Source organism: Aeromonas sp. R9-2 (assembly GCF_040908025.1).
In the GTDB taxonomy this organism is placed as follows: Bacteria; Pseudomonadota; Gammaproteobacteria; order Enterobacterales; family Aeromonadaceae; genus Aeromonas; species Aeromonas veronii.
In genome coordinates, this window is the sequence record NZ_JBFOCX010000025.1 from 274,976 (window position 1) to 292,304 (window position 17,329).

The 17,329-nt window shown below is 60.3% G+C and carries 11 protein-coding genes; 8 read left to right on the forward strand and 3 right to left on the reverse strand.

The genetic code is table 11. The features are described 5' to 3' along the window. Window positions 1-52: 52 nt before the first annotated feature. The 5 genes from AB5Y71_RS13610 to AB5Y71_RS13630 all read left to right on the forward strand — a co-directional run bounded on the left by AB5Y71_RS13610 (window position 53) and on the right by AB5Y71_RS13630 (window position 8,483). A complete protein-coding gene (locus AB5Y71_RS13610; protein WP_005361691.1) occupies window positions 53-1,699 on the forward strand; it encodes a tetratricopeptide repeat-containing response regulator in 1,647 nt (548 codons plus the stop codon). A 66-nt stretch (window positions 1,700-1,765) separates the two neighbouring features. Further along, complete coding sequence (locus AB5Y71_RS13615) at window positions 1,766-2,728, forward strand: ion channel (protein WP_043821290.1); 963 nt, start codon at window positions 1,766-1,768, stop codon at window positions 2,726-2,728. Between the two features lie 236 nt (window positions 2,729-2,964). Beyond that, window positions 2,965-3,771, forward strand: a complete 807-nt coding sequence (gene xthA / locus AB5Y71_RS13620) for an exodeoxyribonuclease III (RefSeq protein ID WP_368171798.1) — start codon at window positions 2,965-2,967, stop codon at window positions 3,769-3,771. Window positions 3,772-4,169: 398 nt separating this feature from the next. Further along, the gene (locus AB5Y71_RS13625) at window positions 4,170-5,369 is read left to right on the forward strand and encodes an efflux RND transporter periplasmic adaptor subunit (RefSeq protein WP_368171842.1); all 1,200 of its coding nucleotides are present in this window, start codon (window positions 4,170-4,172) and stop codon (window positions 5,367-5,369) included. A 9-nt stretch (window positions 5,370-5,378) separates the two neighbouring features. Next, complete coding sequence (locus AB5Y71_RS13630) at window positions 5,379-8,483, forward strand: efflux RND transporter permease subunit (protein ID WP_064341877.1); 3,105 nt, start codon at window positions 5,379-5,381, stop codon at window positions 8,481-8,483. A gap of 60 nt (window positions 8,484-8,543) precedes the next feature. Here AB5Y71_RS13630 and AB5Y71_RS13635 read toward each other — a convergent pair whose 3' ends face one another. The 3 genes from AB5Y71_RS13635 to AB5Y71_RS13645 all read right to left on the reverse strand — a co-directional run bounded on the left by AB5Y71_RS13635 (window position 8,544) and on the right by AB5Y71_RS13645 (window position 11,400). Next, window positions 8,544-9,629 (reverse strand): HlyD family secretion protein, encoded by a 1,086-nt coding sequence (locus tag AB5Y71_RS13635; RefSeq protein ID WP_368171799.1) that lies wholly within the window; start codon window positions 9,627-9,629, stop codon window positions 8,544-8,546. After that, window positions 9,626-9,931, reverse strand: a complete 306-nt coding sequence (locus tag AB5Y71_RS13640) for a hypothetical protein (RefSeq protein ID WP_236340619.1) — start codon at window positions 9,929-9,931, stop codon at window positions 9,626-9,628. The genes AB5Y71_RS13635 and AB5Y71_RS13640 overlap by 4 nt, the downstream gene beginning before the upstream one ends. A 284-nt stretch (window positions 9,932-10,215) precedes the next feature. After that, entirely contained in the window at window positions 10,216-11,400 is a 1,185-nt protein-coding gene (locus AB5Y71_RS13645) for an OmpP1/FadL family transporter (RefSeq protein WP_368171800.1), read from the reverse strand. Between the two features lie 392 nt (window positions 11,401-11,792). Between AB5Y71_RS13645 and AB5Y71_RS13650 the strand changes: the two genes are divergently transcribed. The 3 genes from AB5Y71_RS13650 to AB5Y71_RS13660 all read left to right on the forward strand — a co-directional run bounded on the left by AB5Y71_RS13650 (window position 11,793) and on the right by AB5Y71_RS13660 (window position 17,324). Beyond that, window positions 11,793-12,293: a hypothetical protein gene (locus tag AB5Y71_RS13650; protein WP_368171801.1), complete on the forward strand. Its 501-nt coding sequence runs from the start codon at window positions 11,793-11,795 to the stop codon at window positions 12,291-12,293. Between the two features lie 296 nt (window positions 12,294-12,589). Then, a complete protein-coding gene (locus AB5Y71_RS13655) occupies window positions 12,590-14,122 on the forward strand; it encodes an efflux RND transporter periplasmic adaptor subunit (RefSeq protein WP_368171802.1) in 1,533 nt (510 codons plus the stop codon). Window positions 14,123-14,195: 73 nt separating this feature from the next. Then, complete coding sequence (locus AB5Y71_RS13660) at window positions 14,196-17,324, forward strand: efflux RND transporter permease subunit (protein ID WP_368171803.1); 3,129 nt, start codon at window positions 14,196-14,198, stop codon at window positions 17,322-17,324. Window positions 17,325-17,329: the final 5 nt, after the last annotated feature.

The window sequence follows — 17,329 nt, forward strand, 5'->3', positions numbered from 1 at the left end:
GCTTTGGTGGCACACTTTCCCTCATCAGCCCGCAGCGCCTCGACCCAGACAGATGCAGACACCTGAACAAGAGCCAGAAAAAAAGAGCCCAGCCAAGCCACAACGCATTCTGATGGTCAATGAGCAGCGCTCGTTTCAGGTGATGATGAAGGCGATGCTGCTCAATCTGGGTATAAGCAACATCACCTACTCCAATACCGCCGAGGATGCGCGGCGCCGCTGCCAGAAGGGCAGTTTCGACATCTATCTCATCGATTACGATCTGGGGGTTGGTGAAAATGGTCGTCAGTTGCTCGAAAGCCTGCGCGACAAAGACCTGATCCCGCCCCAGAGCGTGGTGATCATGGTGAGTGGCGACAGCTCCCGCGCCATGGTACTGAGCGCGCTGGAAGCCGAGCCCGACGAATACCTGATGAAGCCCTTCTCTCAGGAGCAGTTCTCGTTTCGCTTGAAGCGTGCCCTCGCCCGGCGCAACGCGCTGGCCAGCGTCTTTACCGCGCTGGCCGATGACAATCTGGCAGCCCTCATTACCGCCTGTGCCGAGCGGGCCGATGCGGTGCCCCGTTTTGCCAACTACTGCCGCTGCCTGCAGGCCGATACCCACCTCAAGCTGGGTCAGGCGCAGGAGGCACGCGCCCTGATGCGCCAGCTGCTGGCCGGGCAGGAGAACAGCTGGGCCCGCCTGACGCTGGGCAAGGCGTGCAACACCCTGGGGCTCCACGAAGAGGCGGTTAGCCATCTGCAGGCGACCCTCAAAAATACCCCGCTGATGGTGGAGGCTCACCTCTGGCTGGCAGAATCCCTGCTGGCCCTTGGCAATGACGAGCAGGCGCAGCAGGAGCTCAGACGGGCGGTGGATATCTCCCCCCAGTCGGTGCAACTCTCCCGTCGGCTGGCGGAGGTGTGCCTGCAGCGTCACGACTACGCCCAGGCCAAGGATGTGCTGATGTCGCTGATCGACCTGTCGCGCAACTCCATTCACCGCACGCCCCATTATCTGGGGGCCTATATCCAGACCCTGACCCTCTACGCCCTCAATAGCAACGACAGCTACCACATCGCCAACCTGCAAAAGCAGGTCAATTCTGCCCTGTCGCGCATCCGCGATTCGCTGATGATGTCGGAGTTCAACTACCCGGTGTTCGAGCAGATCTGTCAGGCCCGGGTGCAGATTGCGCTGGGGGAGCTGCTCAAGGGCAAGAAGATGCTCTATCGCGCCAATCAGAACTGGCTCGATGAACCGGCCACCATGCCCCCCGCCCTGCTTGGCGAAACCATCCTTGCCCTCTACCAGCTCGGCGAGTTTGAATATGCCGAAAGCCTGCAAGGGCTGCTGGCGGAGGACGAAGATCGGCTGCTCACCACCTGCATTCAGGCAACCCGCGATGACAAGACGGTGCTGGAGCGGCGTCAGCGCTACCAGCAGCTCAACGATCTGGGGATCAAGGCCTATCAGAGCGGCGAGCTGGAGCAGGCCCTCGGTCATTTTCGCGAGGCCCTGCGCCGCGCTCCCGCCAATACCGGTGCGGCTCTCAACAAGATCCAGGTGCTGCTGCAACTGATGCAGAAAAACCGCAAGAGCCCGGAGTTTGGTGCCGAGTGCAAAGACACCCTGGACGTGCTCGACGGCATCCCCCTCAACCCGGCCCAGCAGGAGCGTTTTCGCAAGCTGCGTCAGGAGTTCAACCAGTTCAGCTAAGACCCCGCCGCGCCCCCTTTTCCCCGCCTATGCTGAAACCAGTTCGGCAATGCGAGGGAAACGAAGATGGCGATGTGTCGTTATCTGGTGGCCGATGGCCGCCACTGCAGTGAAGAGGCTGGCGATCACGATCTCTGCCACTGGCATGATCCCCACCATACCCATCAGGAAGCCCGCACCGCCGAGGCGCTTGAACAGTACGTTCGCGCTGGCGGACTCTGCCACGGCCTGCAGCTGTCACGGGCCAATCTGGCGGGTCTCAATCTGGTCAACAAGGAGTCCGATCAGGGATTTTTGCTGGAGCAGTGCAACCTCTATCGCGCCAACCTGCGTGGTGGTCACCTCTACGGCCTGCGCATGAAGGGCGGCAGCCTGATGAAGGCCGATCTCAGTGATGCCAACCTCCAGTGCGCCACCCTCGATGACGTCAACCTGCTCGGCATCCGCTGGCACAACACCCGGCTCGACAACATGCAGACCGGCAAACGGGTGATGCAGGATCGCAAGGGGCGGCGCGAACGGGATCCCAAACAGGCGCGCATCTGGTTCAAGGAGGCGGAAGAGACCTACCGGGATCTGCGCAAAGCCTCCGAGGCACAGGGGATCTTCACCATGTCCGGCAACTATATCCAGCAGGAGCTCACCATGCGCCGCCTGCAACTGCCGTTCTGGTCGACCCAGCGCTTCACCTCCTGGGTGGTCGATCTCTTCTGCGGCTATGGCGAGGCCCCGATGCGGGTGGTGCTCTTCTCGTTGCTGCTCATCTTTATCTGCAGCATTTTTTACTTCTTCTGCGGACTGCATTTTCAGGGCGAGCACCTCATCTACCAGCCCGGTGCCCCGCTCGAGCAAAACGCCATCTTCCTGCTCGAATGCCTCTACTACAGCGTGGTCACCTTCACCACATTGGGGTACGGCGACTTCACTCCGGTCGGGCTCTCCAGGATCTTCGCCGCCTTTGAAGCCTTTACCGGCAGCTTCACGCTGGCGCTGTTTGTGGTGGTATTCGTCAAGAAGATGACCCGCTGAAAACCTGTCCACGATCCTACTGCGAGGCTGTGATCAAGGCTCATGTGCTGCTCGGAATCCTCATGTATACATATACAATCCGGTTCCTGCGCTGCGCTTCACCTTGCTGACAGCCTCTCGCGACGGATCGTGAACAGGTTACCAAGCCGCTGCACCAGTCACAGCCCCCGAACTTGCATCCACCGCCGATTCCTAGTCCAATAGCCACTTATAAAAATGACATGAGCATCCCGGACATGAAGATCATCTCTTTCAATATCAACGGCCTGCGCGCCCGTTTGCACCAACTGCAAGCCATCATCGACAAGCACCAGCCCGATGTGATCGGCCTGCAGGAGATCAAGGTGCACGATGAAGCATTCCCGCTGGCCGATGTGGAGGCCATGGGCTATCACGTGGAGTTTCACGGTCAGAAGGCCCACTACGGGGTCGCCATCATGAGCAAGCAGAAGCCGGTCAAGGTGGAGAAAGGCTTCCCCACCGATGACGAAGAGGCCCAGCGCCGGATGATCATGGCCACCTTCGAGCGCGAAGACGGCTCTCTCATCAAGGTGATGAACGGCTACTTCCCGCAGGGTGAAAGCCAGGATCACGAGACCAAGTTCCCGGCCAAGCAGAAGTTTTACGAGGATCTGCAGCACTACCTCGAGACCAACCACACCCCGGACGACCAGCTGGTGCTGATCGGGGATATGAATATCTCCCCCACCGATCTCGACATCGGCATCGGCGAGGCAAACCGCAAGCGCTGGCTGCGGGATGGCAAATGCTCCTTCCTGCCCATCGAGCGCGAATGGATGGAGCGACTGAAAGGGTTCGGCCTGACCGACACCTTCCGCGCCGCCAATCCCACCGAGTGCGAGCGTTTCTCCTGGTTTGACTACCGCTCCAAGGGCTTTGACGAGAACCGCGGCCTGCGCATCGATCTCATCATGGTCTCCGACGCCCTCAAGGACAAGGTGACCGAGACCGGTATCGACTACGAGCTGCGCGGCATCGAGAAACCCTCCGACCACGCCCCCATCTGGGCCTGCTTTGCCTGATGCGGCACAAGATTAACCGATGAGCCGCGACGAATTCGTAAACTGTGAAGCGGCTCGCGGTTGCCTGCGATAAAAGGGCGTAAAAAACCCATCCAGACAAGGTGCCTTATGGCACCTTATTTTTTTGCAGCAAGGAGTGGCAAGCGTGATACGGTTGCGAAGAGCCCTGGCCCGGGCTGAACATCCCCGATGAGTCCCGCCCAAATCGGAAAAGTCAGACTTTTTTCGTCAATCGGCAACCCTAATTGCCACTTTGAGAAGGTTGTGTTCAAGGTTGCCGCCCTATCATCTCCCATTCCAATCATAAAGAAGTTGTTTTTTTAATCATGAAGTTAATGATGTGTATGGAGAAACATGCTGAACGCAGCAGCCGAAATCGATCCAACAGGAGTGTGATGATGAAGGTGCCCAATGCCGGAAGAGAGGTTTACAAACGCAGCTTGCTGACCCTGGCGCTGATCAGCGGTCTGAGTGCCTGTGGCGGCGAGACGACCCAGACGGCCCAGACCATGCCCGCCGTCCCTGTGGTGGTCGCCGAGGTCAAGCTGACCGATGTGCCGCTCACCACCGAGATGGTGGGAGAGACCGCCGGTTTTCGCGAGATCGATGTGCGCTCCCGGGTCAGTGGCATCCTGCTCAAGCGCACTTATGTGGAAGGCCAGCCGGTTACCGCCGGTCAGGAGCTGTTTCTGATTGACCCGGAGCCCTACAAGGTGGCACTGGAGCAGGCCAAAGGGACCTTGGCTCAGGAGCAGGCCCGTCTCAACAAGGCCCGTGCCGATCGGGATCGCATCATTCCCCTCTTCAAGCGTCAGGTGGTGAGTCGCAAGGACTATGACGACACCATCGCCAACTACGAAGCGGCCATCGCCAGCCATCAGGCCGCTCAGGCCAAGGTGAAAGAGGCGGAGCTAAACCTCAGCTACACCCAGGTGACCGCCCCCATCAACGGCATGGCGAGCAAGAGCTCCCAGTCCGAGGGGAGCCTTATCTCCACCAGCGGCGACAACGGCCTGCTCACTACCATCACCCAGTTTGATCCGCTCTACGTCAACTTCTCCTACTCGGAGCAGGATCGCCTCAACTTCGAAAACTCGGTAAAGAAAGGGGTGATTGAGGCGAAGGATGCCACCACCTGGCGCACCCATATCCGTCTGGCCGATGGCTCCCTCTATCCGGAGGCGGGCAAGCTCAACTTCTCCGACAACCGGGTCGATCCCCAGACCGGCACCATCCGTGCCCGCGCCATCTTCGACAACAAGGACGGCGTACTGCTGCCCGGCCAGTTTGTCCGCATGACCATCGATCTGGGCACCCGCAAAAATGCCATCGTGGTGCCGCCCCGTGCCATCGTCCAGTCCCAGGCTGACCGCATGGTGATGGTGGTCGATGCCGACAACAAGGTAGTGCCCCGTCCGGTGACCCTGGGCGCTGCAGTCGACTCCGGCGTGCTGATCGCGAGCGGCCTGCAGGCAGGTGAGCGCTATATCGTCGAAGGCTTGATGAAGGCTCGCCCCGGCGCCGTGGTAAAACCTGTCTCTGCCGACGAGATGAAGGCGATCACCGGCAAGGTGGTCAGCCAGTCTGCGGCCAAGTAAGGAGCCCGTATGTTTTCCAAGTTCTTCATAGAACGCCCCATCTTCGCCAGCGTGATTTCGATCATTATCGTGCTGGGCGGGTTGGCGGCGATGCGAGCGCTCCCCATCGAGCAATATCCCCAGATCACCCCGCCGGTGGTCTCGGTCACGGCGTTTTATCCGGGTGCAACCCCGGAGGTGATCTCCCAGACCGTGGCAGCGCCGCTGGAGCAGCAGATCAACGGCGTCGAGCGGATGATCTACATGCAGTCGGGGTCGGCCTCCAACGGCCAGATGAACCTCAACGTCTACTTCGAGATCGGCACCGATCCTGATCAGGCCACCATCAACGTCAACAACCGGGTCTCGGCCGCCATGGCCCAGCTGCCGGAAGAGGTGAAAAAGCAGGGGGTGACGGTCAAGAAGAAATCGACCTCCATCCTGCAGGTGGTCACCCTCCAGTCACCGAACGGCTCGTTTGATACCACCTATCTGTCGAACTACGCCCTGCTCAACATCATCGACGAGCTCAAGCGGATTCCCGGCATCGGTGATACCACCTTGTTTGGCGGTACCGACTATGCGATGCGTATCTGGCTGCGGCCGGATCGACTGGCCCAGCTCGAGCTCACCCCGAGCGACGTGATTGGCGCCATTCGCGAGCAGAACACCCAGTTCGCGGCAGGCAAGATCGGTGCCCAGCCCACCACGGCCCCCATCGACTTCACCTACACGGTGCAGACCAAGGGGCGCCTTGAGGATGTGAAGGAGTTCCAGAACATCATCGTCCGCTCCATGCCCGATGGCTCCAAGATCCGGGTCCGCGATGTCGCCCGGGTCGAGCTGGGGGGCAAGGATTATGATCTGGTGGCCCGCGCCAACGGCAAACCGGCCATCGGTATCGCCACCTATCTGCAACCGGGCGCCAACGCCGTCGCGGTCGCCGATGCGGTACACGCCACCATGGAGCGACTCAAGGAGCGCTTCCCGCAGGATATCGAGTACCAGATCCCCTATGACACCACCGAGTTCGTGAAGATCTCCATCGAAGAGGTGGTACACACCCTGTTCGAGGCGATCGTACTGGTGTTCGTGGTGGTCTATCTGTTCCTGCAGAACTTCCGCGCCACCCTGATCCCCTGTATCGCGGTGCCGGTGTCGCTCATCGGGACCTTCGCCGGCATGCTGGTGCTCGGTTTCTCCATCAACCTGCTGACCCTGTTCGGCATGGTGCTCGCCATCGGTATCGTGGTGGATGACGCCATCGTGGTGCTCGAAAACGTCGAGCGGATCATGAGCGAGAAGAAGTGCTCCGCCAAAGAGGCTGCCATCCTCGCCATGCAGGAGGTCTCCGGTCCGGTGGTCGCCATCGTGCTGGTGCTCTGCGCCGTGTTCCTGCCGGTCGCCTTTATGGGCGGCATGACGGGGGTGATGTACAAACAGTTCGCCATCACGGTCGCGGTCTCGGTCGCCATCTCCGGTCTGGTGGCACTGACTCTCTCCCCGGCCCTCTGTGCCGTGTTGTTGAAAGAGGGACACCACAAACCGGCCCGCTTCTTCGTCTGGTTCAACGAAAAATTTGACCAGCTGACCCGCGGCTATGTGCGGGGTGTGGCCTTCCTGAACCGTCGGGTGGGGGTCGCCTTTGCCATCATCGCCGTGCTGATCCTCTCCATCTACGGCCTCTTCCTGAAAGTGCCGGGCGAACTGGTACCGAACGAAGATCAGGGCTACCTCATCTCCGCCGTCATGCTGCCGGATGCCGCCGCGATGAGCCGGACCCAGGCAGTGGCGGATCAGTTCGACAAGATCGCCATGGCCAACCCCCATGTGAAGGATGTGATCACCTTCTCGGGCTTTGACATTCTCTCCAATGCCATCATCAGCAACAGCGGCATGACCTTCATTACCCTGAAGGACTGGAGTGAGCGTCAGGGGGCCGGACAGGACTCCTTCTCGCTGGCCAAGACCTTCCAGGGCTTGAGCCTGATGGGGCTGGCGGATGGCTTTGTCGCCTCCTTCAACCCGCCTCCCATTCAGGGGATGTCCACCACAGGTGGCCTTGAGGCCTATCTGCAGAACCGTGGCACCGGCAACGCCCAGGCCTTCTCCGGCGAAGTGCAGCGCTTCCTCGAAGCGGCCAAGGCGCGCCCGGAGTTTGCCAGCGTCACCAGCACCTACCGCGCCAACGTGCCGCAGGTCTATCTCGACCTGGATCGCGAAAAGGCCAAGGCGCTTGGGCTGCCCATCAACGCGGTGTTTGACACCATGCAGGCCACCTTCGGCCAGGTCTATGTCAACGACTTCAACCAGTTCGGCCGTACCTACCGGGTGCAGTTGCAGTCCGAGGCCGACTACCGCGCCAAGAAGAGCGACATCCGCAACGTCTATGTCCGCTCCGACAAGGGGGAGATGATCCCGCTCAGCAGTCTGGTGACGGTGCGTGATGCCACCGGCCCCGAACTGGTCGAACGCTTCAACATCTTCCAGGCCGCCAAGATCATGGCCCAGCCCGCCCCAGGCTACAGCTCGGGTCAGGCCATCGCTGCGCTGGAAGAGGTCGCCAATGAGGCTCTTGGCAACGACGCCAAGCTGGAGTGGACCGGCTCCGCCTATCAGGAGAAAGCGGCCGCAGGTAGCGCTGGCATGGCCTTTGGTTTCGGTATCGTGATGATCTTCCTCATTCTGGCCGCCCAGTATGAGCGCTGGAGCCTGCCGTTTGCGGTGATCACCGCCGTACCGTTCGCCCTGTTCGGTGCCCTGCTCGCCACCTGGCTGGTGGGGCTGACCAACAACGTCTACTTCCAGATCGGGCTGGTGACCCTGGTCGGCCTTGCCGCCAAGAACGCCATCCTGATCGTGGAGTTCGCGGTGATGAAGCACGAAGAGGGGATGAGCCTCATCGAGTCGGCACTGGAGGCGGCGCGCCTGCGTTTCCGCCCCATCGTGATGACCTCGCTCGCCTTCATCCTCGGCTGTGTGCCTTTGGTCACTTCCAGCGGGGCCGGTGCCGCAAGCCGTCACGCCCTCGGCTGGCCGGTCATCGGCGGCATGCTGGCGGCCACCTTTATCGCCATCTTCTTTATCCCGCTCTTCTTCCGCCTCATCATGAGAGGATCGGAAAAAAGGGCCTGACTATTCCAGTAAAGCTCACCAAGCCCCTCCCTCACGGAGGGGCTTTTTTATGTCACTCCGTTACATCGCAAACAGATAGGCCTTCATCGCCTTGAGACGCACGGTAGCCGCACCGATGATGTCGATAAAGCCAAGCAGCGGATGGGGTTTATGTGCCGAAATCCAGGCTGAGCCGGTTGCCCCAATTGGCAGGTCCACACCGTCCGGCACCAGCATGTCGAGCACCACTGTCCGGCCATGGCTGGACATGTTGTTGCCCACATGCTGCAGTACATCTTGATCCCCCTGCGCAACACTCATCTGGGCCTCCCCCGTACCAGTAAGTACTGAGTGCACCCGTGCCCGAAAGATGCGCCCGGGATAGGCATCTACATAAAACTCGGCAAACTGGCCTGGTGCTATGTTGCGAAAACTCTGATCCGGAATGCGAAACTCCAGAAACTTGCGAGAAGTGTCGTATAGGTGCATGTTGCCGGTACGGGAACCGCTGGCAATATTGACTATCGAGACCTGACCATCAAACGGAGCCCTGATCACCTTCTCTTCATTCCGTCGCTCCTGCAAGGCCAGCTCTGTCTCTAGATTCAACGCCTGAGCTTCAATCGCCTGAACCTTCGCTTCACTGGCACTCAGTTGCGCCAGATCGCCATCAATTTGGGTCTGCAGCTGGTCACGGCTCTGAATACTGGCAAAGTTACCCAACTGGGTCAGCCGAGCCAATTCCTTGTGATTGAGGTTCAGTCGTGACTGGATCGCTCGCTGCTGGCTTACCTCTGACGCCACCTGGGCATGCTGGGCGTCAATCTGATAGCTCAACGCCTGAGCCTTACCGTTACTCTCCCAGTCCGCAAGACTATAAATGGGCTGACCACGCGCAACGCGCTGATTATGCGCAACATAAATCTGATCTATCTGATGAAACTGGTTGATGCCTAGTAAGGGTCCCAACACCGCATGAGGTGCCTTGACCGTCGCCGAATCGGTAAAATCCACCGGAGCCAAATGGCGAGAGGTAGTCAACAAACCAAGCGCCAATAACGCGCCAATTGCGGTACTCCAAAAACCAGTTTTTAGGTTCCAAGGCAATATGTTCAGCTTGACCAGCAACCACACGATCAGGATATAGGGCAGCAGGATCTCTTTCATGATGCCTCCCCCTCATGACGGCCACGTCGAATACCATGGCCGATAATATGGCTCATCCGCTCGCTCAGCACATCCCAACGGGCAAAGGCGATGATGACGGCAAGCACCCACCAGGTCTTGTCGATAAACAGTCCGCACAAGGAGAGCGCAAACACCAGGGTGATATGCACCGACTCAGACACCTTGGCACGATGCACAGCGATCTCATGCAGTTGCCACAGCAGATAGACCAGATAGAGGACCACATAGAGAGTGATCACAGTAATCACCCCCATAAAGATCTCGGAATCAAGCAGTACCATGATGGCTGGCAAAGCATGGTTGAACCTGGTCGCCTCAATTGGATCGATGTGGGCACCTTTCGAGAAGAAGACAACCAGAGCGACCGTGACCAATATAAACGTCAGGCGCCAAAGCCACCGCGCTAACGCAGAGGTTGATTGTGATGACATTTGATGTTGTTCCTTGAGTAACGGATGAGCAAACAAGTGGACCTCACGAGCCACCCAGCTAATAACGCGCCGGATCGGCGCGACGGGCAGGATGGAGAAGCCCCCAATCAGTGAAGGCTTGCAAGGCTCACAACTCAGAACTGGTGTTGCACACCGATGTTGAAGAAGTTCAGGTAGCTGTTGTTGTAGCTGCCGGTCAAGTGCGGGCGACCGATCCCGTCCTGATCCACTGGCATATCACCCAGCCAGGCCAGGGTATAGCTGGCTTCCACCTTGGTGGCTGGGCTCAACTGATAACTGGCCCCCAGACCCCAGCGCCAACCAGAACCCACTGGAAGCATCACAGTACGGAACTCATCACTTACTGCACTACTGTCATAGCCAATTCCGCTGCTCAAACGCAGTGCAGGGGTGACATCAAACTGAGCCCCCAGGCTGGCATGCCATGTATCCTTGTAATTCATATCAATGGTTTGGCTGCCCATGGCAGATGCCACACCGATATCGCCAAAACGGGACCACTGCTGCCAGTTGGCACTGGCCAGCAAGGCCAACTGGTCGTTGAGCTGGTGATAGCCACTTAGCGTAATGGTCTGCGGAATCATGATCTCGACCCCTAGACCTGCCACATCAGCACGTGGGAAGAGCTGATCTTCCAGCTCCCACTTCAGTTCGGAGAAGTAGCTCAGGCCGATACGGGAGTGCTGATCCAGCTCGTAAAGTACCCCGAAGGAGGCGCCATACGCCCAGTCGCTGTTGGAGAATTCCCGCCCTTCCCCCATCCCGGACGTCAGATCCACAGAGGCTTCCAGCGAACCATTCATGGCGATCAGGCTGGCTCCCACCGACCAATTTGAGTCAATGCGGTACGCCAGACTCGGAGCAAAGGCGATGCCGGTCAGCTTGGCCGACTGGGTATAACCACGACCATCCCAGCCATCGCCATAATCGATACCCAGACCGTGACTGCCAAAGACGCCGATACCTGCGACCCATTGATCGTCGATGGCATGAGTCAGATAGAGACTGCCGAGCGGCGCGGTCTGCAGGGCATTTCCACCGTTGTTACCGCCGTTGTCCAGATCCAGCTCAAGATCGCCGTATACCACACCGCCATTGACCTGCAACTGGGTACCTTCCAGTTTGGTCATACCGGCCGGGTTGCTTGCGATAGTATCTGCCCCTTGGGCACGGGCGGCAGACCCTGCGTTGGCCAGCGCACTGTTGGCAGTGCTGGTCTCGTAGAGGGCAAGGCCGCCAGCCATGGCTGATGGACTCAGCAAAGCGGCAAGCATCAGCGACAGCAGTCGTGGCTGCATTTCAATACTCCTGAATAGTGAACATGGTGAGCACCCGGCAAGGTGTGCTGCTCAAAAACACGGTTTGACTCTTTGATTGTCAGCATCCGGGAGACCTGCGGCTTTATACTGCTCGCTCATGGCGTCACGGGATGGATAAGGTCGGCAAGCACTCCTGCCGCAGTCATTTATGCCGGAGCAAAAGAGTGAACCATCACGCCATCGTGGTAACTGACAGGGGGCATCCTAACGGGATGAGGGGCATGCTTCATTAGGGTTGGGCATACGCAATGGTTAAGCATTGCTTAAATATCCCCCCCAACACAGCACCTCTATTACATCACCGGCGCCATTGACCTTCACCTCGTGGCAAGGTTTACAGTCCCGCCATCAGCTCCCAAAGGATGCCCGGATTGTCACTCACCCAGCTTGCTGCAAGATTGCCCTGCGTTGCTCTGGCCCGGCTATTGCTGGCGCTGCTGCTCGTCTGCAATCTGACCCTCTGCATCAGCTGGCATGGTTCTCCCCTCTCCTCCGAGCCGACCCCAAGCAGCGCCCAATCGATGGTGATGTTCGATTCATCCATGGCGATGGCGGATGGCGATATCTCTCATGCAATGCCCGTTATGGATCACCCGGGCGATGTCATGCCCCTCTCCTGCCATCAGGGAGACGAGGGGTCAGCCATGGGCGATGAGTGCCAGATGCAGACAGGCATCAATGCCCCCTCCTTCGGCGCGATGACTCTGCTTGGGGTACTGGTCGCTCTGCTGCTCTTTCCCTTGCTACTTGGCAACAACGTCGCAGCGTCACTGCTTGATAACTGGTTGCGGGATCCCTTCCTGCGCTCCCGCGGTACTCACCCTCCCTCCTGGCCGCGCCGACATCTGATGCTGTCGGTGTTACGCCACTAGAAAGTCCTTCTCTTGCGGCACAGGCAAGCTTCAACTTGCCCGTTCTCTGCCGCCTTGCCTGACCCTGTGCCCCGGCCAAACCGGTCCGCTCACAGGGAGCCGTGCGCGCTGATACAGCTGCGCCCCGTTTGCCGCCAATCCCTTGGGTGATGCCTTGTCCATCTCCCGACCGGCGGCCTGCACAAGAGAAGACGTATTATGTCACCAGCCCACTTTTCACCGTCCAAGGTTGCTGCCTTCGCGGGCGCCTTATCCTCCTGCACTTTCTGCATGCAGACCCGCGCCGGAGGCCAGTCATGAACAAGACCATCCTGATGTCGGCCCTGCTGCTCGCCCTTGGCGCCGGTGGCGGCTACTGGGCCGCCAAACAGACCTCCGATGGCGCCAGCGCCAAAGCAAAGACCCCACTTTACTGGGTCAACCCCATGGATCCCCGCGACAAGCGTGACGGCCCGGCCAAGGACAACATGGGGATGGACTTTATCCCCGTCTATGAGGAAAAACAGGGCGGCTCGCCGGGCACCGTCACCATCAGCCCCGAGATCCAGCAGAACCTGGGGGTGCGACTGGCTAAGGTCGAGCGACTGCCTATCCACCAGCAGATCGAGACGGTGGGCTATGTCGGGTATGACGAGGACAGGCTGGAGGCAGTCAACGCCCGCATGGCGGGCTGGATCCGCACCCTCGCCATCAAGAGCGAGGGACAGAGGGTGGCCAAAGGCTCCCTGCTCTACGAGATCTACGCCCCTGATCTGGTCAACGCCCAGCACGAGTACCTGCTGGCCCTCAACACCGCCAACCCCCTGCTGCTGCGCGCCGCCGAGGGCAAGCTCAAGTCCCTGCAGGTGCCGGCGGATCAAATCTCAGCCCTCAAGCGCAGCCGTCAGGTGCGCGAAACCATCAGCATTTACGCCCCCAGCAGCGGTTATGTCTCCGAGCTCAAGGTGCGCGAGGGCCAGTATGTTGAGCCCGCTGCGGCGCTCTTTAACATCAGCACCCTCAAGCAGGTGTGGGTCAGTGCCGAGGTGTTCGAGCGTCAAGCCGCCCAGCTGAAAGTGGGGGATCCGGTCACCATGACTCTCGACTATGCCCCCGGCCGCAGTTGGCAAGGTAAGGTGGATTACCTCTACCCGACACTGGACGCAGCTACCCGCACCCTCAAGGTGCGGCTGCGCTTTGACAACCCGGACGAGTTTTTGAAACCCAATATGTTTGCCAAGGTGAGCATTCGCACCGGGCAGGGAGAGCCGCAATTGGTGGTGCCGAGCGAAGCGGTGATCCGCACCGGCAGTCAGGATCGGCTGGTGCTGGCGCTGGGGGATGGCAACTTCAAGTCGGTCGCCGTCACTCTCGGCCCCCAGTTTGGCGACAAGGTTGCCATCAAGGCAGGGGTAGAGGCTGGGGATAACATCGTCAGCTCTGCCCAGTTCCTGCTCGACTCCGAGTCGGCCATCGATTCGGACTTCCAGCGCATGACGGCTGTACGCCCAGCCCAAGTGTGGACTCAGGGCGAGGTTGAAAGCATCGATCTGGCCAACCGCACCCTGATGGTCTCCCACCAGCCCATCCCCGAGTGGCAGTGGCCCGCCATGGAGATGGAGTTCACCGTCGACGAAGGAGTCGACATCAGCAAGCTGGTCGAGGGGCAGACCCTGCACCTGCAGGTAATGCAGGAGGGGGAGGAGTACCGCATCACCACCATCCATCAGGAGCAAACGCCGGCAAGCGGCGACACAGCCAAGCCAGCAACGGATGAGATGCAGAAGATGGAAGGCATGGACCATAGCCAGCATCAGATGGCGATGCCCGAGATGGAGAAGAAGTCATGATCCCTGCCATCATTCGCTGCCTGGCAGGCAACCGCTATCCGCTCTCTGTACTTGGTGAGAAAGGAGTTCAATCATGATCCCGTCGATTATTCGCTGGTCAATCGGCAACCGCTTTCTGGTGCTGCTGTTGACCCTCATGCTCACCGCCTGGGGGCTCTGGTCGGTCAAACAGACCCCGGTGGACGCCCTGCCGGATCTCTCCGATGTGCAGGTGATCATCAAGACCTCCTATCCGGGCCAGGCGCCCCAGGTGGTGGAGGATCAGGTGACTTACCCGCTCACCACCGCCATGCTGGCGGTACCGGGGGCCACCACGGTGCGCGGCTACTCCTTCTTCGGCGACTCCTTCGTCTATGTGCTGTTTGACGACAACACAGATCTCTACTGGGCCCGCGCCCGGGTGCTGGAGTACCTAAGCCAGGTTGCGCCCAATCTGCCCGCCTCCGCCCGTCCCCAGCTCGGCCCCGATGCCACCGGGGTGGGCTGGGTCTATCAGTACGCGCTGGTAGACAAAACCGGCAAGCATGACCTCAGCGAGCTCACCTCGCTGCAGAACTGGTTCCTCAAGTACGAGTTGCAGACGGTTGAGGGGGTCTCCGAGGTCGCTACAGTCGGTGGCATGGTGCGCCAATATCAGGTGCGGGTCGATCCGGACAAGCTGCGCGCCTACGGCATTCCGCTCTCCCTTATCGAGACCGCCATCAAACAGGGCAATCAGGAGACAGGCGCTTCCGTCATCGAGATGGCGGAAGCGGAGTACATGGTGCGCTCCAATGGCTATCTGAAAAGCGTGGAGGACTTAAAACAGATCCCGCTCGGCACCACTGTGCGCGGCGCCCCGCTGCTGCTGGGGGATGTGGCAGATGTGGTCACCGGTCCCCAGAGCCGGCGCGGCATTGCCGAGCTCAACGGCGAAGGGGAAGTGGTGGGCGGCATCATCGTCATGCGCTACGGCGAGAATGCCCAGCACACCATAGACGGAGTCAAGGCACGGCTGGCAGAGCTGAAGAGCAGCCTGCCGGAAGGAGTAGAGATCGTCACCGTCTATGATCGCTCCGACCTTATCCAGCGCGCCATCGACAACCTCTCCGGCAAGCTGCTGGAGGAGTTCGCCGTGGTGGTGCTGGTCTGCCTCGCCTTCCTGTTCCACCTGCGCTCGTCGCTGGTGGTGGTCATCACCCTGCCCATCGCCATTCTGGTGGCCTTTATCGTGATGCATCTGCAGGGGATCAACGCCAACATCATGTCGCTGGGGGGCATCGCCATCGCCATCGGCGCCATGGTGGATGGCGCCATCGTGATGATCGAGAACGTCCACAAACACATGGAGCGGGAGGCGCTCACCGACAAGAACCGCTGGCGCATCATCACCGAGGCGAGCATCGAGGTGGGGCCTGCCATCTTCTTCTCCCTGCTGATCATCACCATCAGCTTCCTGCCGGTATTTGCGCTGGAGGCACAGGAGGGGCGGATGTTCCACCCCCTCGCCTTCACCAAGACCTACGCCATGGCCGCCGCTGCCGCGCTCGCTATCACGCTGGTGCCGGTGATCATGGGTTACTTCATCCGTGGCAAGGTGCTGGCGGAGCAGGCCAACCCGCTGAACCGCTGGCTAAGCCAGGGCTATGTGCCGCTGCTCAAAGCCGTGCTGGCCCGCCCGAAAACCACTCTGGCTGTCGCCGCCGTGGTGACGGTGGCGGGCTTCGGGCCGCTCAAGTACCTGGGCTCCGAGTTCATACCGCCGCTCGATGAGGGGGACATCATGTATATGCCCACCACCGCAGCCAATATCTCGGTGGGCAAGGCGCGGGAGATTTTGCAGCAGACCGACAAGCTCATTCGCACCGTGCCCGAGGTGCAGAACGTGTTCGGCAAGGCGGGGCGCGCCGAATCGGCCACCGACCCCGCCGACCTGGTGATGATGGAGACCAGCATCCAGCTCAAGCCCCGCGATCAATGGCGCCCCGGCATGACCCCGGAGAAGCTCAAAGAGGAGCTCGACTCCCTCATCCGCTTCCCTGGCCTCACCAACGCCTGGGTGCCCCCCATCAAGACCCGCATCGACATGCTGGCCACCGGTATCAAGACCCCGGTCGGCATCAAGATAGCGGGGCCGGATCTCAAGGTGCTCCAGCAACTCGGCCAACAGCTCGAACAGATCGTTGGCAAGGTGGAGGGTGCCTCATCGGTCTACGCCGAGCGGGTGGCCGGTGGCCGCTATGTGAAGGTAGATATCGACCGGCTCAAAGCAGCCCGTTATGGCCTCAACATCGCCGATGTGCAGGCGGTGCTCGCCACCGCAGTGGGCGGCATGGAGGTGGGCCAAACCATCGAGGGGCGCGAGCGCTATCCCATCAACCTGCGCTATCCCCAGAGCTATCGTGACTCGGTGGCGAGCCTCGAGCTGCTGCCGCTGGTCACCCCGAGCAGCGCGCGTATCGCACTGGCGGATGTGGCCCGGGTCTACATCAGCGACGAGGCCCCCATGCTGCGCAGTGAAAACGCGCGCCTGAACGGCTGGGTCTACGTCGATATTCGCAGCCGCGATATCGGCTCGTTCGTCGATGAGGCCAAAGCCGAGGTGGGCAAGCAGCTGGTGCTGCCGGCGGGCTATTCCCTCACCTGGTCCGGCCAATACGAGTACATGGAGCGGGCCAAGGCGCGCCTCGCCTACGTGGTGCCGCTCACCGTCGCCATTATCGTGCTGCTGCTCTATCTGGCGTTTCGCCGCGTTCAGGAGGTGCTGCTCATTCTCACCACCTTGCCGCTGGCGGTGGTGGGCGGGATCTGGACCCTCTGGCTGCTCGACTTCAACCTCTCGGTGGCGGTCGGGGTGGGCTTTATCGCTCTGGCGGGGGTGGCGGTGGAGACTGGCGTCTTGATGCTGGTCTACCTCAACCACGCCTGGGATGACCTGGTGGCCAGCGGCAAGCCGGACAAGGCGGGCCTGCACCGGGCGGTGATCCACGGCGCCGCCCTGCGCCTGCGTCCCAAGATGATGACGGTGGTGACCATTATCGCCGGCCTCTTGCCCATCATGTGGAGCCACGGCACCGGATCCGAGGTGATGCAGCGCATCGCCGCCCCCATGATCGGCGGCATGGTGAGCGCGCTGGTACTGACCCTGCTGGTGCTGCCTGCGGCCTACTACCTGTGGCGCAGTCGCAGCCTTGGCAAGAGCGCGAACCCGCAATCCGAATAACCCGA

Coding starts and splice junctions, on each gene's coding strand:
- AB5Y71_RS13610 (WP_005361691.1), top strand. CDS start 53: ATGCAGACACCTGAACAAGAGCCAGAAAAAAAGAGCCCAGCCAAGCCA.
- AB5Y71_RS13615 (WP_043821290.1), top strand. CDS start 1,766: ATGGCGATGTGTCGTTATCTGGTGGCCGATGGCCGCCACTGCAGTGAA.
- xthA (WP_368171798.1), top strand. CDS start 2,965: ATGAAGATCATCTCTTTCAATATCAACGGCCTGCGCGCCCGTTTGCAC.
- AB5Y71_RS13625 (WP_368171842.1), top strand. CDS start 4,170: ATGAAGGTGCCCAATGCCGGAAGAGAGGTTTACAAACGCAGCTTGCTG.
- AB5Y71_RS13630 (WP_064341877.1), top strand. CDS start 5,379: ATGTTTTCCAAGTTCTTCATAGAACGCCCCATCTTCGCCAGCGTGATT.
- AB5Y71_RS13635 (WP_368171799.1), bottom strand. CDS start 9,629: ATGAAAGAGATCCTGCTGCCCTATATCCTGATCGTGTGGTTGCTGGTC.
- AB5Y71_RS13640 (WP_236340619.1), bottom strand. CDS start 9,931: ATGGTACTGCTTGATTCCGAGATCTTTATGGGGGTGATTACTGTGATC.
- AB5Y71_RS13645 (WP_368171800.1), bottom strand. CDS start 11,400: ATGCAGCCACGACTGCTGTCGCTGATGCTTGCCGCTTTGCTGAGTCCA.
- AB5Y71_RS13655 (WP_368171802.1), top strand. CDS start 12,590: ATGAACAAGACCATCCTGATGTCGGCCCTGCTGCTCGCCCTTGGCGCC.
- AB5Y71_RS13660 (WP_368171803.1), top strand. CDS start 14,196: ATGATCCCGTCGATTATTCGCTGGTCAATCGGCAACCGCTTTCTGGTG.